This is a genomic window from Singulisphaera sp. GP187 (assembly GCF_900129635.1).
GTDB lineage: Bacteria > Planctomycetota > Planctomycetia > Isosphaerales > Isosphaeraceae > Singulisphaera.
Map to the genome: position 1 here is coordinate 4,508,647 of NZ_FSRB01000001.1, position 23,438 is coordinate 4,532,084.

The 23,438-nt window shown below is 63.0% G+C and carries 15 protein-coding genes; 6 read left to right on the forward strand and 9 right to left on the reverse strand.

Features of this window, described 5'->3' with window-relative positions; translation table 11 throughout:
* Nucleotides 1-1,082: 1,082 nt before the first annotated feature.
* Together BUS42_RS17380 and BUS42_RS17385 are read right to left on the reverse strand one after the other, a co-directional pair.
* Nucleotides 1,083-2,177 (reverse strand): alpha/beta hydrolase, encoded by a 1,095-nt coding sequence (locus BUS42_RS17380; protein ID WP_074308283.1) that lies wholly within the window; start codon nt 2,175-2,177, stop codon nt 1,083-1,085.
* A 103-nt stretch (nt 2,178-2,280) separates the two neighbouring features.
* On the reverse strand, nt 2,281-3,174 hold the full coding sequence (locus BUS42_RS17385) for a YiiX/YebB-like N1pC/P60 family cysteine hydrolase (protein ID WP_074308285.1): 894 nt from the start codon (nt 3,172-3,174) through the stop codon (nt 2,281-2,283).
* 599 nt (nt 3,175-3,773) lie between these two features.
* On the opposite strand from BUS42_RS17385, the gene BUS42_RS17390 reads away from it, so the two are divergent.
* Both BUS42_RS17390 and BUS42_RS17395 read left to right on the forward strand, forming a co-directional pair.
* Nucleotides 3,774-7,562: a hypothetical protein gene (locus BUS42_RS17390; protein ID WP_074308287.1), complete on the forward strand. Its 3,789-nt coding sequence runs from the start codon at nt 3,774-3,776 to the stop codon at nt 7,560-7,562.
* 107 nt (nt 7,563-7,669) lie between these two features.
* Nucleotides 7,670-8,440: a sugar phosphate isomerase/epimerase family protein gene (locus BUS42_RS17395; RefSeq protein ID WP_074308289.1), complete on the forward strand. Its 771-nt coding sequence runs from the start codon at nt 7,670-7,672 to the stop codon at nt 8,438-8,440.
* A 204-nt stretch (nt 8,441-8,644) separates the two neighbouring features.
* Here the strand turns inward: BUS42_RS17395 and BUS42_RS17400 are convergent, their stop codons facing one another.
* Entirely contained in the window at nt 8,645-9,904 is a 1,260-nt protein-coding gene (locus BUS42_RS17400; protein WP_074308291.1) for a hypothetical protein, read from the reverse strand.
* Between the two features lie 735 nt (nt 9,905-10,639).
* Here BUS42_RS17400 and BUS42_RS17405 point away from each other — a divergent pair.
* The 3 genes from BUS42_RS17405 to BUS42_RS17415 all read left to right on the forward strand — a co-directional run bounded on the left by BUS42_RS17405 (nt 10,640) and on the right by BUS42_RS17415 (nt 13,167).
* On the forward strand, nt 10,640-11,893 hold the full coding sequence (locus BUS42_RS17405) for an IS630 family transposase (protein WP_074306086.1): 1,254 nt from the start codon (nt 10,640-10,642) through the stop codon (nt 11,891-11,893).
* Between the two features lie 175 nt (nt 11,894-12,068).
* Nucleotides 12,069-12,635 carry a hypothetical protein gene (locus BUS42_RS17410; RefSeq protein ID WP_254053573.1) on the forward strand — a complete coding sequence of 189 codons (567 nt, stop codon included), beginning with the start codon at nt 12,069-12,071 and terminating at the stop codon, nt 12,633-12,635.
* Between the two features lie 184 nt (nt 12,636-12,819).
* Entirely contained in the window at nt 12,820-13,167 is a 348-nt protein-coding gene (locus BUS42_RS17415) for a hypothetical protein (RefSeq protein ID WP_143206359.1), read from the forward strand.
* A 1,059-nt stretch (nt 13,168-14,226) separates the two neighbouring features.
* Here the strand turns inward: BUS42_RS17415 and BUS42_RS17430 are convergent.
* Nucleotides 14,227-14,895, reverse strand: coding sequence for a metallophosphoesterase family protein (locus BUS42_RS17430; RefSeq protein ID WP_074308299.1), 669 nt, complete (start codon nt 14,893-14,895; stop codon nt 14,227-14,229).
* 339 nt (nt 14,896-15,234) lie between these two features.
* Here BUS42_RS17430 and BUS42_RS17435 point away from each other — a divergent pair, with 339 nt between their 5' ends.
* Nucleotides 15,235-16,590, forward strand: coding sequence for a HEAT repeat domain-containing protein (locus tag BUS42_RS17435; RefSeq protein ID WP_074308301.1), 1,356 nt, complete (start codon nt 15,235-15,237; stop codon nt 16,588-16,590).
* 1,092 nt (nt 16,591-17,682) lie between these two features.
* Here BUS42_RS17435 and BUS42_RS17445 read toward each other — a convergent pair.
* The 5 genes from BUS42_RS17445 to BUS42_RS17465 form a co-directional block, all read right to left on the reverse strand.
* Nucleotides 17,683-18,279: a zinc-ribbon domain-containing protein gene (locus BUS42_RS17445; protein ID WP_254053574.1), complete on the reverse strand. Its 597-nt coding sequence runs from the start codon at nt 18,277-18,279 to the stop codon at nt 17,683-17,685.
* A gap of 202 nt (nt 18,280-18,481) precedes the next feature.
* Nucleotides 18,482-20,200, reverse strand: a complete 1,719-nt coding sequence (locus BUS42_RS17450; protein WP_074308307.1) for an arylsulfatase — start codon at nt 20,198-20,200, stop codon at nt 18,482-18,484.
* A gap of 248 nt (nt 20,201-20,448) precedes the next feature.
* Nucleotides 20,449-20,889, reverse strand: a complete 441-nt coding sequence (locus BUS42_RS17455; protein WP_074308309.1) for a hypothetical protein — start codon at nt 20,887-20,889, stop codon at nt 20,449-20,451.
* Complete coding sequence (locus BUS42_RS17460) at nt 20,886-21,812, reverse strand: bestrophin family protein (RefSeq protein WP_074308310.1); 927 nt, start codon at nt 21,810-21,812, stop codon at nt 20,886-20,888. The genes BUS42_RS17455 and BUS42_RS17460 overlap by 4 nt, the downstream gene beginning before the upstream one ends.
* A 222-nt stretch (nt 21,813-22,034) precedes the next feature.
* Nucleotides 22,035-23,234 (reverse strand): baeRF10 domain-containing protein, encoded by a 1,200-nt coding sequence (locus tag BUS42_RS17465; protein WP_074308312.1) that lies wholly within the window; start codon nt 23,232-23,234, stop codon nt 22,035-22,037.
* Between the last annotated feature and the right edge of the window lie 204 nt (nt 23,235-23,438).

Here is a 23,438-nt window from a genome sequence, read left to right on the forward strand (position 1 = left end):
ATGCATCCATGCTTCTCATGTCCTATTTGTCACCACTGCGATGTCGCCTCAAGAATGAATTTCTTAAGAATTGCGTAAACTATAATCGAACGAATTTTTTAAGGATAGCTGTAAGCTGATGAGAAGTCATCTCGCAAGAGCTGAGTGACGACGACGGGAATGGAGGGCGAGAAAAGAACAATCCAGGCCGTCATGGCCATCGAAAGTCGACATAATAATACTGAGATGATGATAGATAATTAATAAACCGCAGAGGTGTCGAGAACACGGCGGATCGTCATCCCTGGGAACACGAACCGGTCGCTACGTGGCTGCCACACAGCCACAAATCAGCACACACCATTTCAACAAATTATTTGTTTACCAATCCCACCAGAGCTTTGCCGCACGATCAACGGCTGTTCCCGTCCTACTCCCGCGTAATTCCCGCCCGACTTCGCGCCGGGATTTCGGAAGAAAGTCCACCGAAGTTTGGCCAAGTAAAACGTTTTAATCTGCCACAGCGTCTTGGAGGGGTCGAAATGGGGAGAGGTCAGTCCTGACGCGTTCGGTGTTACCGGAGTGAGCGAAGGCTTCGTAAGACGCTTGTCAACTTTGCGTCACGAGTTCTTGCCAAGTCCCTCGGCACTTTCGGTTTCGCCGCTCGATCTTGTCATCCACGTTAATCACTCAGGCCAGCATGGTTCCCGAGGCACGCACCGAGTTGGTTCCGGCCGTGCAATCCCGGAGCGACACCGAGTTGAACGTCCGCCGGGTTGCCTGTCAGGTTCCCGTGCTGACCGCCTCGGCGCCGAGACGGCAGCGAATCGAGAACTCGGCTCCTCTGCTGGCGGCGCAGGCCCCGTTCTCTTCTACCGATGGTCATCACGACGCGGACCTCACGCCAAGTGGTTCGCCATTGCCGTGTACGACTGGTGAAGTCCCGGTGCCGAATCACCCCGGCCCACGCGCCCTTGAGCCAGCGGTTCTCTCTCAGAGCAAAGCGCGGGGCCACTTGCTTGATGTTCCCGCTCTTGGCCCCTGTCGCGTGATGAGCCAGCGCAGTCCATTCCTCGTTCTGATTCGTAAGAGCGAGGCTGATGCTACTTCTGAACCGTCTCCGAGGACGTGAGAGTGTCCTTCGCCCCGAGCTTGATGAGTCGGAGGCCGTTGATGAGAAAGACGCGGGGGATGACCGTAAGGTCGTCGCCGACGATCGGGCGTTCGACGACGCGTCCGTCACTCCAGTAGCCCAGGTGGCGGAACAGTTCGCCGCCGTTGGTGGCTTCGTCGAGGGTCTTGCCGGAGAAGCCGGCAGAAAGGGTGATATCGGCGAGACGCCAGAAGCCGGCGTAGTCAAAGACATTGAGCTGAGCCCGGTTCATCTGCAGGTCGCTCAGGACCCCGTCACCCGTGTCGAAACCAGGGAGGGCGGCGGTTGGCGCCAGGTGGTCGGCGATCAGTTTCGGAGAGCCGTGCAGGTCGCTCAGGTAAAGGACGTACTTCTTGCGGTCGTTGGGAACCGAGGTCGCCCCGGCGAAGATTTGCCGGGCCCGGGCGTCTCCCACAATGAGGTCGTCCTCCGCGGCCGTGACGACCAGGAGAGTCGTCGACGGGATCTGGGCGAGGCTGGGGCCGCGGATCGTCTGCACCTGGCCCGGCATCATGGCGACAACAGCGCGGGGCACCGGGAGGCCACGCTCCCGAGCCACCGCCGCGATCTGTGCCGAGAGGTTGCCGCCGGCCGAGTGACCAATCAGGGCGAACCGCGACCGATCGGGTCGAATGTGCTTGGGCGAAGTCTCGAGCACGTCGAACGCATCATGAATCGCGGTCAGCGCGTTCATCAGGAAGTCGGCGGGCAAGGTGGCCAAGTCGGCCTGGTAGCGGGGATAGATAACGATATGGCCGCTGCGCACGAGGTGGTCGATCCAGGCGCCATAGGCCCCTGGGTTCACGGCGAGCCAGCCATGATTGAAGACCACGACGGGTGCGGACTCGGGTTTGGGTTCGGCCGGCTCAAAGAGCCAGTAGGACGTGGCTCCCCCGCCGAACTCCTGTCGACTCACGGCTTTGTGAGGATACCGTTCGTTCGTGGCTTGGCCGCGGGATCGCGCTTCGCCACCGAACGCGATGGTTGCGGAGGCGGCCAAGACGATCCCGAAGCCGAGGATGCCGATCCGTGGCAAGCGTGGCATGGCAGGCGGGCTCTCCATGACCAAAAAGGCGGGATCCCGGCCAATCCATTGGGCCGGGAAGGCGCCAGTCTGACCAAGTCCCGCCGAAAGTCAAGACCAAGCTTCAGGACGAAGCCGACCGGTCGCGGGCGGCAGTTTTCGCCCCTGTCTCCGCCGGTTTCCGCTGGGGCTGGGGCTGGGGCTGGGGCTGGGGCTGGGGCTGGGACCGCGGCTGGCCCACAGTCGAGGACCGGGGACTGGCCGGGTAGATCGTCACCAGGCTGGGAGACGACCAGATCCCGTGCCGCTCGTTGCCGGGGAAGAAGACGGGCTGGTCAAGCGTCAGCTTCGAAAATTGAAGGAACATGAAGACGCAGATCGGATACTTCGTCACGTTCTCCATATCACCCAGCCGGACGGGCTCGGCCAGGGGCAGGCCGCTAGCCCGATACGCCTTCTCGGTCATCTCCACACAGTAGAGGGCCTTGTCGTCCGGACTGAGATCGAAATCAAACGGCACCTGGCGTTCATAAGACTCGCGACAGAAGCGGATCGCCCCGGCCGCGTGCGACTTCAACTGAGGCCGGAGCCGCTTGACGCCGAACGGGCCGACGTTGTCGAGGATCCAGACGGAGAACGGCTGGCGACGAACGCCCGCCTTGGTCGTGTCATAGACGACCGGCTGGCCGTCCTCGACCGCCACGATCCCGGTGTGCGAGTACTCGCTCCCGCTGACGTTGGCGGTGAACCGGCTGAACGGGAATCGGCCGAAGAGCAGCCGAGCATCCGCGCGGCGGAACACAATATCGCCATCGCGGAGCACTTGCTTGCCCCACTTGTCCCACTGCAACATCAGCGGGCTCATCGGGATCGGCGCAATCTCTCCATTGGCCCGGGCTCGAGTCGCCTCGGGGCCCCAGGGGTTCCCCTGCCAGTTCGCGGGAATCAGCCGATCCGTCGGTTCTTTACCGTCGTGGCCGTTGAACAGCACCGTAACGCACCACACGAAGGTCCACATGGGAAGAAATCCTCTATGTTGAGCAGCGATGCGAAATCCCGATGGAAGGGGGCATCGGAGGTCATTGGGGAAGCGACGCCCTGGGCTCGACCATCGGAACCGGGCGCTGAAAATCGGTGGAACGACGGATGCCGGAATTCGTGCAAAGGGATCAGTCCGATGTCCCGGTAAAAAGTAAAGGGGTTATTATCAACCCCGACTCCCCGTTTCGCAACCCGAAACACCTGTACGGTTTCACACTGCAAGTGGTTCGTGCCGCGCCCGTCAGCCAAAGGCTCGACCGACTTCCCCCATGTAAGAATATCATCCTCGGACGGCTCACTTCGTTACGAATTCCCGATCGCGGAAATTGGCCCGACGGCCCCACTCTTCCTCTCTAGGTGTTCATCCGCAATCAGGGAAACGGGATGTAGCGATTTTTCGTTTTTTCTGGATTTGCCTTCAGTTTGCCGGTCAGGCGACCGAATCCTTTATCGGTAGGAAGATGCGTGGGACGTTTTTAAGGCGGATTCGAGGCGACGGAGCCGGGACTGGGCTGACAAAGGATCGTCAACCCAAGGTCAGGTTCGATCGCACCTCAAGGGACGTGGTTTTTCCGCATGCGCAATGGATGGCGCAAGGTACTGGCGGGCATCGGGTTGTTCCTCATGGGAACGATCGCCGTGGCCGCGCCACCAATTCCGCCCCCCCCACCTGGGGGGGCCGCGGTGCGAATGACGGTCGAGGTCTCCTGGAAGGTGTCACCGACCTCGCCGCCCGTCGAGAACGTGGGACTCGAACTCGAGTTGTCCGAGGGCCGCATCGTCGATGCGCTGGCTTGGCCGACCCGATCTCGAGGCGGCCCGACCCCGCAAGCCAACGGCTGGCGGCTCGGGAACGAATCGATCGGCCGAGTTCGCGCCCGGATCGAGGCCCCGCTGAACGCAAGCTTGCTCTTCCGGTCGGGCGGTCAGGTAGTCCGGCTCCCGATCCTGTCCATCCTCGATGGTCCACAACGACTTACGGCACAACCTTCGCTTGAGATCGGTGTCGAGCGGCTCGCCTGGGACGCCATCGCCCTCAGCCTTGACGACAAAGGGGACGGCACCGCCGCCCCCGGGGCGACGGTGCCGGTGTCGGTCGCGTTCAACGTCTTGACGCCCGAGCCGACCGAGGTGGCCTTGAAGTGCTCGGCCGAGCTCATTCCCTATCGTGGGGGAGAACCGGTCTGGCGCCAGGAGTTGCACGACGTCGTCGCCACCGACGTTCTCACCCCGACCGGCAAGGTCTGGAAGATGCCCGCGCCGATGGCCGAGGGGACGTACATCCTCGAGGTTCGCACCACCTGGGAACCGCTCGCCAATCTCGAGAGTAGTCGATTGGGGCGCTGGATTCGCCGCCGGAGGAATCCGGTGGCGGCGACCTCGGCGGTTCGCCGCGTGGTGTTGACGGTGGTGGGCGCGCTGCCCGCGAAGTGGGACACCGGCGCGGTGGGAGCGGTCGAGCAAGCGGTCGAAGTGATCGACCTGGCGCGGCTCCGTGGCGAGCATCCGTCGGCCTCGGGGCGTGCCCCGGTGTCGGTTCCAGGGGGGGTCGCCTGGTCGGTTCCCGAAGCGGCCATGGTCGAGGCGACGCGCCGCGATCGACTCCGCGGCTGGATCACCCGAGCGGGGTCGGAAACGGCGGTCTTGCCCCCCTCGACTCCGGCCGGCCTGGCCTGGTCGGCCCTGGGGCTGAAGGTCCCGAACCCAGGGCGGCCGCACCGGTTGTCGATCACGGTCACCGGCGGCCATCCCTCCGCGCTCGGCGTGGCACTTGTCGATTCCGGCGGCGGCCGAGGCCGCCCACGGGTTCTGCTCGACGCCTGCGCCTCGGGACCGCCGATCCTGGAACGGACGCCGGTCGCTTCGTTCTCCTGGCTGGTCTGGCCGGACGACGCCAACCCGGTCCTGGTCCTGGTGAACAGAGACGCAGTCGCGTCGGTGCAACTCGGGTCCGTCTCGCTGACCGAGCTTCCCGGCCTCCCTACGCCGCCCGCGATCACCGAGCCGCCCGGAGCGCAGGGCCGCGGAATCGGCCTGTACCTGGCGGGTTCGGAACTGCTCGACCGCTTCGGTGGGGGCGCGGTCCCCGGTGACCCGCTCGCTTTGGCTCTGAATGTCTCTCGCTACCTCGCCTACTGTGGCGCATCGACGATTCTCATGCCCGAGGACCTTGCCGATCGGTCGCAACGCAGCGCCCTCGACGGCCAGGCCTGCGAAGATTCGATCGGTCCGGACCGACTCGACCTGCTGCTCCGGATTCTGGGCCGCCAGGGATTAACCGCGTGGCTCGAACTGGCGACGGACGGCCCCTTGCCCGGCCTCCCGGCGCCCGACTCGGCCGAGGCGCTCGCGAAGGGCCTGGTGCGGGTCGACCGCCACGGCCTGGCCGACGGTCCGGCCTACCATCCCCTGAACCCCGAGGTCCGCGAGGCCCTGAAACGGCGAGTGGTCCACGTGGCTTCAATCCGAAAGTCACGGCCTGCCCTGGCCGGCGTCCTGATTCGCCTCGGACCTGGGCCGACCTTGCTGGGAGGGCCCGATACCGGCCTGGACGACCTGACGTTCTCCCGGTTCGTCCGGGAAACCTTCGGCCCCGAGACCACGCGTGATATCCCCGGCCTCGGCACCAAGGCTCCGGACCGGTTCGAAGCGCGATCCCAGTTCCTGGCTGGCCCAGGCCGGATGCCCTGGTTGACCTGGCGCTCCCGAGGGATCGGGGCGCTCTACACTGAACTGAGCGCAACCGTCCAGCAGACCGCCCCCGGCGCAAGCTTGGCCGTGGCCACTCCCGGCCTGGACGACGGCCCTGCCGGCGACGAGGCCCGACGGGTCGACCTGGCCGGTCTCGCCCCGAGCCATGCCTGGCGTGCGGTCGGACTCGACCTCGAGACCTGGCCGACGAGCAACGAGGCCCCGATCATCCTCCGAGGCGTGGGGCTCTCGGCCGACGAGTTGTCACACGACCTGGCCACCAGCCCCGAACTCGATGCGCCGATCATCGCTCGCGCGGGACGGGGAGTGCTCGTCGGCCTCGAGGAACCAGGCTCGCGCACCGGCGACTTGCGGCACCCCAGCGCTCAGGCCAAGAGTGGCGGAGGCCGAGGGTTACGTCTGACCGCCATGCCGTTGCCCGAGGGGGCGACGGGGGACGAGCTGATGGGCCATGCACTGGCCGCGCTCGATGCGCGCTGGGTGATGCTCGCCTCCTCGGCCGTCGCCGGCCACGAGGAACGCGTCCGCCAGTTCGCCCGCGTCTTTCGAGCCTTGCCCGCCTCGGCGGCCTCCCCCGCGGCCGTCGACCGGCAGCCGTTCGGCGTGGCGGTCCGGACCTTGCGGTCGGGCGCTTCGACTTATGTCTCCTTGGCCAACGATACTCCGTACCCGGTCCGCGTGGAGACGATGCTCGGGAGTCGGTCCGCCCTGGTGGACGACCTCGGCCGATCACTTCGCCTCGCCCCTGAGGCGGTCGGGGGAGGGAGCCGGCTCGTGCTCGACCTCCATCCGTTCGGGGTCGCCGCGATTCGGGTGGGGACTCCCCAGGTCAAGGTCGGGCCGGTGACCCCTTATCCGTCCGAGGCGGTTCTCGCCGGGATGCAAGCGCGGTACGACGAGATTTCGAGCCAGCTTGCGCGGCTCAGCCGGACGCCCCCGGGGGGAGTCGTCGCCGGGCCTCCCAACTCGGGTTTCGAACCGGGAACGCCCCCCGCTGTCCAGTTGACCGGAGTCCACGAGCCCACGCCGCCGGGTGGGTGGCGGGTCCTCGACGACGAGACCGGCGCGGCCGAGATTGATACCGAGCAGCCTCACACGGGCCGTGGCAGCCTGCGTCTCGATGCGCAGACGCCGCCCGCGGCCATCCTCAGCGACGGCTTCCCCGCCAAGGGGTACGCCGCCCTGACGGTTCAGGCCTGGTTCCGCTCGGACCGCGCGGATGCGAAGGTTCGGCTCTGGATCGAAGGCGAAGGGGGAGGCCAACCCTATCGCCGTTGGTCGGAGCTCACGGTTCAGCCCGACTGGGTCGCGCATGCCGTCCGCGGCTCGGAGCTCCCGGCCGACGGCCTCGCCGCCGCCCGGATCCGGTTCGAGTTACTCACCCCCGGCAGCCTCTGGGTGGACGACCTGCGGATCTCAGGCGCGGCGCCCACCGAACCCGAGCGTGAGAACACTCGTCGGGTGCTCCTGGCCGCCCTGCACGCCTACCGCAAGAAGCAGTATGCCGAGTTCGCCCGACTCGCCGGTTCCCACTGGGCCCGATCGTCGTCCGCCGTGGCGGTGAGGGCGGCGGAATCGACCACGGCCGACCATGCCGAGATGATTCGGACGGGCAAGGCGACTGCCCTACCGTCCAACAGCCTGCTGCGGTAAGATCGTGCCCGAACCGTGGTCCGTCCTGGGCTGAGCGTTCGCGCTACGGGTCGGGAGACCCGGCCGTCTGGGACGGGAACCCCCTAGGGAGGATGAGGAGGGGTCGGGTGTTCGTCGCCTGCAACACGCTCTGCTTTTCGAATGAGCCGCTGGAGTCGGCCCTGCGTCATATCGCTGAGTTGGAATTCGACAAGATCGACCTGGCGATCGTCGAGAATAGTCCCCACCTGCGCCCGTCGGAGGTGGCTGAGAACCCCGAGGCCGCCTTGCACCGGCTCCGGCGCGGGCCCAGCCTGACACCGGCCGCGCTCGGACTCGACTTCGGTGAGGGAGACCTCACGGCCCCCTTGCTGCGGAAGCGGTTCGACGCAATGTGCCGGCTGGCGAAGCCGCTGACCGTGGCCGTCATTACCATTCCGGCCGCCCCTCTGGGTACCTCGTTCGACGACGAGGTGAAACGGCTCTCGATCCTCGCCGGTTACGCGATGCGCGAGGGCCTGGTCTTGGCCGTCGAGACCCACTCGAAAACCTTGACCGCCGACCCGAAGCAGGCCGTCGAACTCTGCAAGGCCGTCCCCGGCCTTGGCCTGACCCTCGACCCCAGCCACTACATCCAAGGCCCGCACAACGGGGCCGACTTCGACGAGGTCTACCCCTACGTCCAGAGCGTCCACCTCCGCGACACCGGCAAGAACCCGGGCGAGTTCCAGGTTCGCGTCGGCCAGGGCGAGATCGAGTACAACCGAGTCGTTAACCAACTCGTCCGCTGCGGTTACGACCGCGCCCTGACCGTCTCCATCCTCGACCTGCCCGAAAATAACTTCGAGGTCGAGGTTGAGGTCCGCAAGCTCAAGCTCCTGCTCGAGAGCCTGCTCTAAGTCTTCGCTCGAAGCGATTCGACCACTCGCAGCTCGAAAAAAGTCGTTCGCGGAGGCGGGATCCGCCTCCGCGAACGCTCGTCAGCTTCGTCCCTCGGACACCACCTCCCAACCCGAGCCATCCCACACCTGCTCTGGCGTCTGAATCCCTGTCAGGGTCAACCGCGCCAAACCCGTTCGATCATTCTCCCTGGCGCTGCTTGACTACCAGAACTTCCACCACGGATTCTTTTTGGTCGAGCGGTTCCGCTCGACCAACGCATTCAGTGTTGCTAACGCGGCCTCCATTGTTTGATCGCTTACCCCTCGATCGGGGACGACACACGGATACATCTTGATCTTGGTCAGGTCCAAGTTCTCGCCGTTGGCCTCGATCGCCTTGAGGATCGCGTTGGACTCCGCGTTGTAGAGGCAGAGCGACTGGAAGTCGTCCTTCGGCATCGTCTCGCGCAATTGAACGGCGAGAGCCCGGGCGCGAGAGTAAGCCGAAATCGACATCAGGGGAACATCGGCTTGGACCCGACCGTCTCGGCGAGCGCGGATGACGGTCGAGGAATACTGGACCCCAAGCTGCTCAAAAAAAGTGCGACCGAAGGCGATCGTCGCGATCGACTCCGTTTCATGAACGAGATCAGGGTCAAACCCCTGGCGGGTCATTGCTTCCATGAGCTGATCGACCGAATCGTATTTCGCAAAGTTCTCGGCGAAATAACGGATGGTCCGTTCCAACTTGGCTCGCAGGGGAATCACCAAGGAATTGCGTGGAAACTCGAACACGGTATACCGCGTCAAGTATCCAAAATCCGGGCCTCGCACACTGGCCGGCCAGTCTGGATCATGAAGTGATACGTCGTGCCCGTCGATCTCCAATTCCCAGCGCCAACCGTCTTTCCCTTTCGAGATAATCGTAGCTTTCGCCAGATGCACCCTGCGTGGCGCCGCGGACTCGGCAGCAAAGCGAAACCAGGGCTTCGTGTCGTCAATGGCCGATTGAACCCGCTCGTCGTCGAATCCGCGCGAGATCGAGGGACCGACAAATGCACGCAGATCGGGCAGACCGTAGTCGCTTTCGGAATAGCCCTCTGAGGCGTTGCCCCCCTTCACACCCGCCTGGCAGGTCATGCAGACCGGCTTGTTGTCAATGAATGACTTGATCGGCCCGGCAACGCCGGTCATCCAGATCAGAGCGACCTGCCCCAGTGCCGCGTCGCGATCATTGCCGATTCCGAACAGACACGCATCGAGGATTTCGTCATCGTAATCATGCAACTTCATAAGGATATGGGCGTGGACTAAGCCATCGGCGGCCGACGGCCCTGCGTCCTTCAACTCGGCGCACAGCGTCACACGTCCGTCAAAGAGCTGCAGCGCGTCGTCGATGCGACGGCTCCAACCCCCAAGGTCACCAGCATGCTCGACAACGGATTTTTCGATCAGATCCAGCAGACGTTGAGAGTCAGACATCGATTCTGATTACCCTGTCAGCCGAGAAGCGTTGGCGATGTCGGTCGTTAAGGGCTCGGTTCCCCTTCTCCATTTTATGGAGGCCGACATGGCAGCAAACCGGTGCCGCCGAACTGATGATGACCGCAGGCGTACTTTGGCGCACCCGCCAAGCGGCACGAGCGCCCATGAGTGCAACGGGGTCGACGCGTATGAAGGAGACGTTCACTCCAGGACCGGACGTGGTCCACGGAGTTCGTCAATATATCATGCAACCGTCCGTTGTGTGCTATCCGCTTCGATTCGACACACCAGTCGATGTGACCGAATCGCGCGACTCGATCCGCCGGTTGCTCGGCGGGGAATGGCGTCTCCCCAACATAGTATCGGCAGAGTGAGACGACGGCCTTTGTCCTGGTGGACCTGGAATCCGCCCCTGAGAACCACGGATTCACAGAAGAGCAAGTTGACGTGATTCTCTCGGCAGCACAGTTCATTCTGGCCAACAACGGATTGGACTTGGAGGCCGCCAACCAGGAATCCATGGAGGGCATCGAACGAGCCTGGATAAGGGCCATGGGCTGAGAACGCCTGAGGATGCCGGCAAAAGACGGACGAATCAAGGCCGTCATAATACACCTCGCATCCAGGATCATTGCTAGACCGACTTTTCGTATTCGATAGCCCAAGGGGTTGACGAACACCCCAAAATTACCTGGATGGACTAACTTACCAGCCACCAGGAGTTCACACGTCATGCCGGGCCAGGCGGCCAAGATCACCATTACCGAGTGCCAGCAGGAAATCCTTCGGACTTTGTCCCGTGCCACCACGGCACCCTCGCGACTCCGGCAACGCGCCTCGATCATCCTGATGGGCTTCGACGGCCTTCGCAATCAAGAGATCGCCGAGGCGGTCGGTCTGGTCCACCGCCAGGTCGGACGCTGGCGACGACGCTGGGCCAACGCTTGGGAGAAACTGATCAACATCGAATGCTGCGAGACTCGCGCCAAACTGCGCCATGCGATTGAAGCCGTCCTCACCGACGAACCACGCCCCGGCGCCCCCAGCAAGTTCACCCCAGAGCAGGTCACCCAGATCTTGGCGATCGCTTGTGAGCCGCCTGAGAAGTCGGGCCGACCGATCACCCACTGGACCGCTCGGGAACTGGCCGATGAGGTCGTCAAACGCGGCATTGTGGTATCGATCTCATCGTCCCAGGTGAGCCGTTACCTGGATGAGGCCGCCTTGCAGCCCCACAAGAGCCGGTATTGGCTCAACACCACGGAGAAGGATCCTCAACGTTTTGAGGAGCAAGTCAAGACGGTCTGTGACACGTACCTCATGGCGTCGGAGCGGGAGCGGAACGATGCGACCCACACCGTTTGCATTGATGAGATGACCGGTCTCCAGGCGCTGGAGCGGATCGCTCCCACCAAGGGGATGATCGCAGAGAAGTGCGAACGGATCGAGTTTGAGTATATCCGACACGGGACGTTATGCCTGATCGGCAACTTCGAAGTAACGACCGGAAAGATGCTCACTCAAACGATTGGCCCGACGCGAACCGAGGCGGACTTCGTCCGTCACATCGAGCAGACGTTGACTCTGGACCCGGAGGGATCGTGGGTATTTATAGCGGACAACTTGAACATTCATTGCACGGAAAGCCTGGTGAATCAGATTGCCGTGGCGTGTGAAATCCCCCTGGAATTGGGCAAAAAAGGTAAACGTGGGGTGCTGAAGTCGGTGGCGAGCCGGCAAGCGTTCTTGTCGGACACAAGTCATCGGATTCGATTTGTATATCTTCCGAAGCACAGCTCGTGGCTGAACCAGATCGAGGTGATCTTCGGAGTGATCATGCGAAAGGTGATTCGTCGCGGTTCGTTCACGTCGGTGAATGATCTGCAATCAAAGCTGTTGAACTTCCTTACCTATTTCAACAAGGTATTCGCGAAGCCGTTTCGCTGGACCTACACGGGTCGTCCGCTGATGAAGTCAGCGGCGTAAAAACAGAGAAGATGGGAGGCCCCGGGATGTTGGCCTCTTCATTAGCCTTCAAAAACGAAAAGTCGGTCTAGACTCCTCGTCCTGCTGTAGCCTCAAACCTCACCCCGGCCGCCACGACTCTTGTCCGGCCGAACCGGACGTTGCCGGTGACCCTGAACCTCGGAAGGAGTCTCAGATGAAGTTCCGACACCTCGCGGTGTGGTTTTCTGGAGTGGCCCTCCTCGGGACAGGGGCAACGTTCCTGTGGGCTCAGCCGCCTCAGTCCCAGCGCGTAGCCCCAGCGCGGACAGAACGGGATAAGCTCCGCGCCGAGATCGTCGAGCTCCGAACCGAATCCGAGATGCTCCGGTTCGATTACGAGCTCGCGCGCGACGGCGTGCTGGAGGAGCTGAAGATAAGCAGATCGATGAAGATGGCCGGACAGGTCATGGGAGCTGTGGGCGACCTCCAGGTCACGATCAACGAATCGCAAGTGGAGCCGTCCGGCTTAGCTCCAGGGCAAGGATCTGAGCAGGACCGAAAAAAAGCGACCGAAGCAGCGAAAGCTGCGAAGCAAGAGAAAAGGAAGGCTGCCCAGGCTGCGGCACTGGAGAACCGCAAAGCAGTGGAAGAGATGGCGAAGGAGGAAGCGGCGTTCATTGCCGAACAAAAGAAGGATCTCACCCGCCGGTTCGCGTTGTTGGCGGAGAAGCGGCTGGACCTTGAGGACGCTGAGCGGAGGTACCGCGAGAACTCCCGTTGAGTCGTCAGCTCGGGGAGTCCTCGGCGAGGGAATCCTTCGCGGTCGCCGAAGGCTCGGCGGCCTTGGGCGCGATCCCAGGTTCTTCCCTGAATGCATGCATCCGCCACTTTAGACCGGAGCCTTTTACTGGCTTCACCTGGAGGGGCTTCATCATCACGGAGGCCACGCCATGCGATTGCTCAGGATGTCAACGCGGAGAGGGATGGTCGTCGTGGCGGCCGTGGGACTGGCCTGCGCAGCAACAGTTGTCGTCATGGAGAGGAAGGAGCGATTCGCTCGGATTGCGCGGCAGCATTCCGGGGTTTTCCCGCCGCTTTCCTTTGTCGACCTGATTGTGGCATCGGAGCCCGATCGCGAACGTCTCATGCTCTGGGGCAAGAGAGTCGGCGTCTGGCATTCGGAGATGGCCAAGAAATATCAGTATGCCGCCCGTTATCCCTGGCTCCGCGTCGAGCCCGACCCGCCGGAACCGAGCCGGCCGGGCAGAGCCACCCGCCACTTACCCGCCCTCGCCCCCCATTTCGGCGGGTAAAATGGACACGCCGAGTCCGTCCAACTCGCCTTAATGTCCATCGAGCAACCGGGGGAGCGATCGGCGGCCAGGCACCTCGACTGGGTATAGCCGGGTTTCTTGGTAGTTCACTGGGGGTGGCAGCGCGGCAGCTGTTTCCCCTAAATCTCCCAGGTCTTCCCTTTGAAATGCCTGGCCATGACTGCCTTGACTGGGGCAAGGCGGCGCCCCTGGGGGATGAGTCCGTCACTACGACCGTGCGCGGCCCCTCCACTCGCCCGCACCTGACCGAACTCATGGGGGCTCCCATGCTCACCATCAAGAACTTCGCGAGTCTTGCGACTCGGAGATATGCTATCTCCCCGATACTCCCGATTGACTTCTCGATCGTCGTGGTTCAGAACCCATTGCCATGAAGCTCCCCAACGTGCGATTCACAGTGCGGCGTCTGATGGTTGCGGTTGCGACATTTGCCGTGATGCTGGGGCTTGGTCTTGAGGTCTCTCGCATCGCTCGGCGGTATCGGCACTGCCACGAGATGGCCCGACGGCATGCCGCTTTGGCCAAATACATACAGAAGCATACGTCTGACACATCTCATCGACTCGAACGATTGGATGCAGTCCTCCGTCGCTTCGCCAGGATGGGGCCGGAAGCCCGCCCCATCGACGACATGGTCGTCGACTCCCACGACCCCGGCCTCACCGCCTGGTTCGTAAAGGGCTCCAGGAGGGGACTGCTCACGGGGGGCGAGGAACGGTCTTGCTCACCGGCGGAGTTCACCGCTCACATCGAGGAATACTGGGGACGCGGCTGGCGTAAAACCGCCGAGTCCCTCAGCCACAGCCTCGCCAATCACTCGCGTCTCAGGGAGGACTACCTGCATGCGGCATACCGACCTTGGGTGAGAATCCCATCAGGTCCACCCCCTCAAGACATCGAATGAGCACCCTCTCTGCTCTGCGGCGCGAATTTCCCCTCGCTTTCCAACGGAGATGCCTAGCCGCTTGGCCTCCCCGTTTCGCATACCTTGGGCCAAGTTAACCGACCTTGTATTCCGACCGCCACGCCCGTTTCCTTCTAATCATGGCGACCGCGTAATTCGCCCTCCCTGTTCGCCTGCCAGACCTGGCCGGTGTTCACGTCGAGGGCCGTCAGCCAGCCACCCCCATAGCAGTAGGTGTCGATGCACTTCAGGTGGCCCAGGTCAAGGATCTCGCCGCCCTTTTGCGACGTGTGGCCGACGATGACGGTCCTGCCTGAGTCGTGCGGGCCTGGGGTCATGTCCCGGAGCGACTCCCAACGCAGCATACTAACCGGCTGCTCGGCCATCGGGATGTCTGGAAAATAGTTGGCGTGGGCGAAGATGTGGAGAGTGGTCTCGTGGTAGTCCAGACAGCCTTCCAGGAACTCGAAGTGCTCGTCGGGGATGAGGCCCAGGTCGCGGCCGGGGCCGTAGGAGTCCAGAGTTGCCGTGCCCCCGATGTCGAACAGCCAATAGATCGGGTATTTCCCCGTACGAACGTCGAGGAGCATCTGGTCGTGGTTGCCCAGAAGCGGGATCAGGCGGCAGCGGCGGCCCAGGTCGATCAGTTTGTCGAGTACGCCCCGACTGTCCGGCCCACGATTGATGTAGTCGCCCAGAGTGACGATCACGTCGTCGGGCCTGGGTGCGATGGCGTTGAGCAGGGTGCCCAGGGCTATTGAACAGCCGTGGATGTCACCAATAGCGATCGTGCGGTTTGGCATGGCAATTGGACGGACTCGAAGACCGTGCTCCGGTGTCTTGCGGTGGATTCTAACGGCAGGGACAGCGCATATCAAACAGGCTGTAGCGTCGGGGCGATGGCCAGGCACCTCACGCGTGGAAGACGAAGGACCTGAAAAATCGTTTGGATAATCTGCTCTTGATCCTCCACAATCTGGGGGTGGGATGGAGACCGGCCCCGGAGATTCGCCTTGAACTGCTCTGGGGCATTCCGCGGGAAAAGCCGTCCTCACTGAAGTCTCTGGCCATTGAGCTGTTCCCCACGAGAAGGCCGGAACTTGGATTTGTGATCGGATAGAAGCGGTCAATCCTGAGGTATCATGTCCTATCACATTTCCCTTCGATTCGCGGTCTGCCTCTTCGTCCTCAGCACAAGTCCTGGGTTTGGGCAACAGGCGCCTGACCCCGAGGCGTTGCCAAACAATCCCGACAAGCTCGTCGCTAGCATGGCCGGCGAACACCTCCCGTCCGCGGCGAAGATGCGAGTGATTTCCAAGACCCCCGGCTGGCACGCGGCCAAGGTGCTCGTGAGCCTGAAGGATGACGCGGTCCCCGCCCTCGCCAAAGGGTTGGAGTCGGAGGATCGCACCATCCGCCTCAATACGGTGTTCGTTCTGAGCCAAATCGGCACGCCAGCGGCACTTCGCCTGCTGATCAAGAGCGTCTCCGACTCCGACCCTGAGATCCGCGCGCTGGCGGTCGCGGGCCTGCCCACTTACAAGAGCGATGAGGCGCGCCAGGCCGTGCTCAGGACGCTCAAAGATCCCGCCCCCGCAGTCCGCAATGCCGCTATCATGGCGTTACAGCCGCGCGAGGAGAAACCGGACAATCAGATCCGATTCGCCACTGCCAGCGTGCTGATTCCGCTGCTGGACGACGCGACCACCCAGTACGCCGCCGTCGATGTGCTGGGGAAACTCGGGATGAACATCGCCGCTCTCCCCTTGGTCAAACGACTCAAGAGTGAAGACAAGAGTGTCCGTTCCGCCGTGGCGAGAGCCCTCGGCCAACTGAAGGACAACCAGGTCGCGATGCAACTGACAGACGCATTGCGCGATAGTGATCGGTACGTACGCATGTATGCCGCCAACTCTTTGGGCGAGATTGGCGACCTTCGAACGACGCCCGCTCTCGTCAAGCTCTTGTCTGGCAATGAATCCTTCCTCCGCCGCGATGCCGCCATCGCACTTGGCAAGATTGGTGACCTGCGGGCTGTACCTCGCTTGCTCCCGCTTCTGGAGGACCCCGAAGAGATGGTTCGGTTCGCCGCCGCCGAGGCGTTAGGACAGATCGGCGACCCGCGTGCCGTCGAACCACTGTGCAGGTCGCTCCTCCGCACCGGTCGCGATCATTCGTCAGTGGCCCGCGCTCTGGGCCGCCTGCGCGACCCGCACGCTATCAAACCGCTGACGGATTATCTTCTGAACGACGAGATGCGCCCCGACGGCTTCCGAGAGGCGGTCAACGCACTCGCCCAGATTCACCACCCCGATGCTGTCGCGGCGATTGTGAAGGTCATCCTCAACACACGCAACGACCTCGTCGGCCCCAAGGCGCGACAAGCTCTGCGTGACGTCATCGGAATCTCATTCGCACATGAGCCAACAGAGACCATTGCCAAATGGTGGGACCTGAACCGCGAGGACCATCTCCGCCCGATTCCCGAGAAGGAGTAACTCGTTAGGCGGGTTGGGCGGTGGTCAAGTAAGTCAATTCGACCACAAATGACACATTTACAAACAACACAAATCTATCGCACAAATCCTAAATTAGGAACAAGCCATGGTCGATGTTCATGCACCCAAAGAGAACAAAATGAGAAATCCGGAGCATTCATCAAGCCCAAGGATCGATCGCTATCTTGACCACTAAGAGTCAGGAAAGTCATGCACGCGGAATCGCACAGTTCAGTATCGGTAGCCATGCACCTAAAGAGGGCAAAGTGGGAGATCTGGAGAATTGATCGAGCCCGAAAACCAATCGTCATTTCCACCAAATTACCCAGATCTCACAACTGGAATCACTGGCGACTCTTGCTGGATTTCGCCCTTGCTGCGCCTTGGGTCGTCTTGTATGCGGCTAACACGTGCGGTAGATTCGGTTCCATCGCTTCGCGTGCTGAAAGTGTTGGCCCGATCGGAGTGACCGATGGGAATTCCACGCTTTCAAATCCGGACGCTCATGATCGTCGTCGTCATCGCGGGATTCGAGTGTTGGACGCTCGTCAACTTCCCAGCGATGGGGGCCTTCATCCTCGGCCCCCTGATCGGCTCGTTTTTGATGAGGCTTTGTGTTCGCGACCTTGTCGTCGGCTCCCTCTGTGGCGGAGTGGTGGGAGGCGTATGCGAAGTCGTCTTCTTCGGGGTTCTCCTGGAATCTGATGAACATCTCAAGTCAAATGGCCTCAGCCCCGGATGGGACCTCTATTGTGCCTGGCTCTTCATGGCTGCCTTCGTAGGAATGCTGGTGGGACTAACGTCTCTGTCGTTGGAAGTCCTTCGATCCGCCATCATCGAAAAAGCGACGTCCGCGCCAGGCCCGGCTTCATTTGGCTCGAGGATCCTTCTCAGAATTTGTCGATGAGCAAGCGATAATGAACATCTTCATCCTCTCCCTTCCGCACCTCACACTCCAATTTCCGCCACCACCCTGACCAACCAGAGGCGAATGCATCGGCGACAATGCACACAACGACATCAAGAAAAATCCACCAACAAATTAACCTAAGCACTAACATAACGCATAGATTTACTGTTTTTTTCATGCTTTCATGACTTCGCTCCCAGCCCCAGCTCGTACCGGGCGTCCGCCAGGAGGCTGTCGAAACGCCGTTGCAGTTCGCCGTGCGTCATGTTGGATAGATCGCATTGAATCTGGACGAGCGTCTGGAACGCGGCGTCAATGGCGGCGCGGTATTCGAGGATGACGGCAGGGCGAGAGGAGTGAAGGGAGCTGAAGTCCCAACGGAATCTCACAAGAACATCGCCACGATTGTAGCTCAAGAGGGTCGGACGCGACTCACCATCGCCGACCACGGGGTGCCAACCGGCAGTGAGCAGGGCGGGCCCGAGGTCGTCGCGGACCAGGCTGAACCAGTTCTGGATGTTTTGCAACGGGTGGGCTATCCCCTTCTGCTGCCGGGCATCACGCCGGCACGTCCGGCAGTGCTTGGCGCCCGAATCGAGCGCGCCCTTCGCCACCTCGTACCACCACTTCTGCTGGGTGGCTGTCCAGACCTCCTCCGACCCGCAAGAGACGCAGGTGAAGGGGAAGTCGAGGTAATAGCCGCGCTCGATGAAGTCGGGCGACCCATAGCTGTCGGTCGAGACGAGCGCCGTGGGATCGACGAGGACGGCGGTTTTCAACGCATCCTCCCTGCGTCGCCTTTCTCGATTCTCCGCCTCTCGACGCTTGCGGTTATGATTCATGGTCAATCCCGGAAAGCCCAGCGGCTCAGCCGACGGGTGCGAGCAAAATGGTAGCCAGACACTTCAGTGGGAGCACCGGGGAGATTCCGTGAAGAGGGACGTTCGGTCGTCGCTCTTGCACCCCCACACCGCCGGGACGTCATGGCCGGGTTCCGCCGGCTCCCTCCGGCTTCGGGGAGGCCTTTGCAGCCCCGGACGGGGCGGTTTCCCGGAAGACGAAGCAGCGGGCGGCCCATTCGTCCCAGGCGGTGGCCAGGCGGGCGACGCGCCTGGGTTCACGGGCCGCGAGGTCGTGCAGCTCCGAGCGGTCGACCTCGATGTCGTACAACTCCCAGGCTTGCCCCTTGCGGGCGACCAGCTTCCAGCGGCCGTCCCGAACGGCTCGATGGCCCTCGTGCTCCCAGAACAGGGTGCGAGGCGCTGGCTCGGGCTCACCGCGGAGGGCCGGCACGAGGCTCCGACCTTCCAGCGGCAGGACATCACGACGTTCGGCCCCGGCCGGGTGGCGGGCGCCCGAGACGTCCACACATGTGGCCATGACGTCCACGATGTGCCCCACCCGACCATCCATCTCGCCCTTCCGCTTCAGGCCGGCCGGCCAGTGGACGACGAGCGGGGTGCTGATGCCCCCCTCGTGGGCATAGTGTTTGTAGAGCCGCCAGGGGGTGTTGCTCGCGTTCGCCCAGCCGGAGCCGTAGCTGATGTAGGTGTCGGGGCCTCCCATCGTCGCGAGGTCCTCCGCCCCTTTATGGAGAATGTTCGTGGTCTTCGGGCCGGTGTTGACGTCGAACCCGAGCGGGTCCCACTCCGCGCAGCCGCCGTTGTCGGACAGGAACAGGATCAGGGTGTTGTCGAGCTGGCCGTGCTCCTTCAGCGAGGCGACCACCCGGCCGATTGCGCTGTCCATGTGCTCGACCATGGCCGCGTAGATCGCCATCCGCCGGGCGAGGTCGACGCGGCGGTCGGCCGGCAGCGTTTCCCAGGCGGGATTGACCCCCTCCTTGTGGTGGAACGGGTGGTCCCAGTCGGAGCGGGGCGTGAGCGGCACGTCGGCGGCCACGATCCCGAGCCGTTTCATCCGGGCGAGCCGCTCCTCTCGGATCGCGTCCCAGCCTTTCTCGTAGATCGAAGCGTAGCGGTCGACCTCCGCCTTGGGGGCGTGGAGCGGGAAGTGAGGGGCGTTGAAGGCGAGGTAGAGGAACCAAGGGCGGGACGAGTCGCGTCGGGATTCGGCGAGGAAGTCGAGGGCGTAGTCGGCGAAGGCGTCGGTCGAATAGAACTGGCCCGGCGGATAGGTGCGCTTGGGCCGGCCCGCCGGGAGCCGGGTGTAGAACGGGTCTTCCTGCCAGAAGCTATTGAAACCGCCGATCATCCCGTAGAAGTCGTCGAAGCCGCGGCGGATCGGCCCGGGGTTGGCGCCAAGGTGCCACTTGCCCACCATGGACGTGCGATATCCGGCCGACCGGAGGACCTCGGGGATGGTCACGCAGCGCTCGGTCAGGTGGCCGCGGTAGCCCGGCCGCTGCGGGCCTTCGTCGTGCGTCATGCTGCCGACCCCCGCCTGGTGGGGATAAAGGCCCGTGAGCAGCGACGCCCTCGACGGACAGCAGCGCGTGGCGTTGTAGAACTGGGTGAACCGCAGGCCGTCGGCGGCCAGGGCGTCGATGTTGGGCGTGCGGATCTCGCCGCCGAAGCAGCCTAGATCCGAATAGCCCAGGTCGTCGGCGAGGATCACGATGATGTTCGGCCGGTCGGCGGCCACGGCCGGCGACCCGGCCAGGAGTACCGAGGCAAAGAGGGCCAGCCGGAGCCACCAGGGCTGGGAATCACGAGGCGGGGCGTGGTGCGCGATATTCATCGGTTGACTCGTCTCCGGAGCGGCTCACGCCCGGGTCATCGTACCTCAAGAGCGATCGGCGCTGATCACCTCGACCATCCTTGCGGACCATCCGTCATGGGTCATCATCGCGGACCCCACCTTCAACGAAACTGCAAACGAAGATGGTCCGCAAGAGCGGGCTCTACCGGAGGGGTTCGACGTTCTCCGTGAATCAATCACAACTTCATACAAAACGGTTTCGCCGCGGCTTGACTCGCGCGGAGCGGCTAAATCGCCAGTTCGGTCACTCCCCCGGAAAGGTCCATCAGGAACGCCCGGACCCCGAGGTCGGGATGGCGGTCCCGGATCTGCGACTTGAGCCGAGAGGCGACCTCGGCGTGCGCCAGGGCCTCGGTTTCATCGTGCTCACCGAACACCAAGCCGAGCAATTTGCGGTAGGCTCCGCACTGGCTATGCTCAAGAATATAAATTTCTCTGATGTCGTGAAGTTCCCTGGCGATGTCGACGTGATCCCAGAAGGTCTGGCCCCAGTGGGGCAAGCCGTCATAGCTCGCGCCCAGGGATGCGCCCGCGAGGATGACGTGATCGTAGCGGTTGGTCATCCCGATGCGGTCCATGAATGCCACGGTTTCGTCGAGAAGCCGAAGATCCATGCAGCTTAAAAGCAGGATGTTCTGGACCGGAGTGTGGGGGGGACTTGAGATCATTGTGACGCCGCTCCCGGGATGGGTCGAGGGGAATTCGCCGACGCGGCTTCGCGCGGGCCTAAACCGTCGCAGAGTTCGAGCAGGTCGCGTTCGATCGTCTCGCAGAAACGCTCGAGTGGGAGGTCGTTGTCATCGAGCCCGAACGGGTTCTCGATCTCGACGCCGATCTCCTCGATCCCGAAGTAGGTGTAGGCGACCAGCAAAGACGCGGGGATCGCCCACCAGCCGTAGGGATCGACGAGGGCAAACGGCAAGGTGAAGCAGTAGAGGACCAGGGACCGCCTCAGGTGGACGACGTAGACGAACGGGAGCGGTGTCTTGTGGATTCGCTCGCAGGCGCCGAAGTAGTCGATGAGGAGTTGGACGTTCTGATCGAGGCTGATGGTGACGTAGTCGGAGATGATCCCCCGATCGCGGGCCCGCACCAGGCGCTCGCTGATCTGCACGGCGATCGCCAACGGGAGATTGCCGGACCGAAGCACGGCCTCGACCTCGGCGGCGGGGAGTCGCTGGGCGATGGCGCCCAGCCCTGAGGAACCCCGGAGCGAGTTCATCGCGGCCTGGGAAAACGCGATCGTCCAGAGCATCATTTCCTCAAGGAGCGCACGATCGCGGCTCAGAAACGTGCGAGCGGCGCGGCCCAGGTTCCGCGTCTCGTTGATGATGCTTCCCCACTGCCGCCTCCCCTCCCAGTAGCGGTCGTAGGAGGCGTTGGTGCGAAAGACGAGCAGAAGCCCAAGCGCCACGCCCACCAGCATATGGATTGTGGGCTGGATCGCCATCGACCGGATCAGGTGATGGACCGCAACTACCGCCACGGCCCAGGTCGCACACGCGGAGACCCGGCCGCTGATCTCGCGGACCATCGATCCCCGGAGAGTGAATAGGCTGTGAGTCCACTCTCGCTTATGATAATCAATCATATCCCCAACAATTCCGAGCATCCCGGGAGCCGCCAGGCGATCCGAACCAGGTCGTCACCGACCCGCGCGGCGGCCTGACGAAGATAAGGTCCCGGAACCAGGGGATCAAGACCTCGAGGCCAGTGCCCGGAGTGGGAGTGAGCCCGCTCCGGGGGGCGGAAAGCCTCGGGGACGAAGCTTCCCGCCGCCGGAGTGTTGAGGAAGGGCCGGTCCTACGCCGGCTCAGGCCGCTCCGTTGGCCGAGCCGTGGGAGGCTGGGGTCCAGTTCGCCTCGGCACGCAAAAAGGCGGACACGCCGCCGACGACCGCAAACGGATCGACCTTGGTGCCGTTCCCCTTGAAGAGACGGACGGGCACGCGGTGTCGCATCGCCATCCGGAGGATTTCCTGGGCGGCGTTCACCGGCCGGCACATCCCCTGGCAATACGGGCAGACCCCGGTCGCCGCGCCCAGCCGATAGTGGCAATCGCGGCAGATCGCCCCGGACAAGTCACGGCGGCGGCCCAGGAAGATCTGCGTCGCGCGCCCTTGCTGGAGCGCATCGAGGACGTCGGTCGTGCCGTTGGCCACGAGATGCTTCTGCTTCCAGCGATCGCGGAGCTCGGCGAGGTTCCGGGCCTCGCGCACGCCCCGGTCGTCCTCGATGAGCCGGCTCACGTCGTCGGCCAGGTCCTCGGGACGCGTCGTCATCGCATGGGCCGCCTCGCCCGTCACGCTCGCTTCCAACTCACGCGGGAGCAGCCGGCGCAACGGTTGCGTGATCGAGGAATGCCCGAGCAGAATCAGGCCCGTGAACGGCCCGCCCCGCGCATGCTCGGTGACCGCGTTGGCGACGGCGTGGAGGAACTTGTCCTGTTCGGTCCCGTGCAAGTGCTCATGGTCGGTCTTGGTGAACCGCTTCTTGTAAGTGAAGCGCGGCTTGTCGCGCTGGATCTGTTCATGCGCATCCTCACGGTGGAGGTCGCGGACCCGCTCGGGCAGGCCGTGATGGGCCTCGAAGAGATGGGCCTGGTCCGAGTCGACCAGCACGATCAAATAGTTGGGCTCGGCGTACCAGCACTCGAGCAACGGGAGGACGAAGGGCTCCTCGTCAATGATCAGGTGGTTCTCGACCGGGAAGCCAAGCGGCACCACGTGGCGAAGGCCCTGATCGATGCTGGAGAAGACCGCCAGGCCCTTGGCCGAGTGGTCGGCGGCAGCGATGGCCTTGCGAATGACCTCGATATTGGCCTCGAGGCTCTTGCGGGCCTCGGCCTTGCCAAGGGCGACCTCGGCCGCCCTTGCCTGGTTCCGGAGGTGGGTTTCGACGTGTCGCGAGAAGCCGTCCTGGACGGTCATATCAGCGTACGCGCTAACGACATAGTGCCGTTGCTTCGGGGAATCGAGCAGGACCTCGATCTCCTGGCGCGTCAAGGTCATCATGAAGAACTGCCTCCCGGGTATCCTGGACGCCGCGGCGAGCGGCGCTGATGCTGGGGGAAATGCGCTCGAATGAGAACCTCCCCCACTCTCTGGAATCGTCCTTCACCGGAGATTCCATCACCATCGAAACAAACAAGCAACAACTAAGCAACAACCATGCCGTCGGACCGAAAGGGGGACCAATGGTTCCTAAATTCACTGGAT

Coding starts and splice junctions, on each gene's coding strand:
- BUS42_RS17380 (WP_074308283.1), bottom strand. CDS start 2,177: ATGCCACGCTTGCCACGGATCGGCATCCTCGGCTTCGGGATCGTCTTG.
- BUS42_RS17385 (WP_074308285.1), bottom strand. CDS start 3,174: ATGTGGACCTTCGTGTGGTGCGTTACGGTGCTGTTCAACGGCCACGAC.
- BUS42_RS17390 (WP_074308287.1), top strand. CDS start 3,774: ATGCGCAATGGATGGCGCAAGGTACTGGCGGGCATCGGGTTGTTCCTC.
- BUS42_RS17400 (WP_074308291.1), bottom strand. CDS start 9,904: ATGTCTGACTCTCAACGTCTGCTGGATCTGATCGAAAAATCCGTTGTC.
- BUS42_RS17405 (WP_074306086.1), top strand. CDS start 10,640: ATGCCGGGCCAGGCGGCCAAGATCACCATTACCGAGTGCCAGCAGGAA.
- BUS42_RS17410 (WP_254053573.1), top strand. CDS start 12,069: ATGAAGTTCCGACACCTCGCGGTGTGGTTTTCTGGAGTGGCCCTCCTC.
- BUS42_RS17415 (WP_143206359.1), top strand. CDS start 12,820: ATGTCAACGCGGAGAGGGATGGTCGTCGTGGCGGCCGTGGGACTGGCC.
- BUS42_RS17430 (WP_074308299.1), bottom strand. CDS start 14,895: ATGCCAAACCGCACGATCGCTATTGGTGACATCCACGGCTGTTCAATA.
- BUS42_RS17435 (WP_074308301.1), top strand. CDS start 15,235: ATGTCCTATCACATTTCCCTTCGATTCGCGGTCTGCCTCTTCGTCCTC.
- BUS42_RS17450 (WP_074308307.1), bottom strand. CDS start 20,200: ATGAATATCGCGCACCACGCCCCGCCTCGTGATTCCCAGCCCTGGTGG.
- BUS42_RS17455 (WP_074308309.1), bottom strand. CDS start 20,889: ATGATCTCAAGTCCCCCCCACACTCCGGTCCAGAACATCCTGCTTTTA.
- BUS42_RS17460 (WP_074308310.1), bottom strand. CDS start 21,812: ATGATTGATTATCATAAGCGAGAGTGGACTCACAGCCTATTCACTCTC.
- BUS42_RS17465 (WP_074308312.1), bottom strand. CDS start 23,234: ATGATGACCTTGACGCGCCAGGAGATCGAGGTCCTGCTCGATTCCCCG.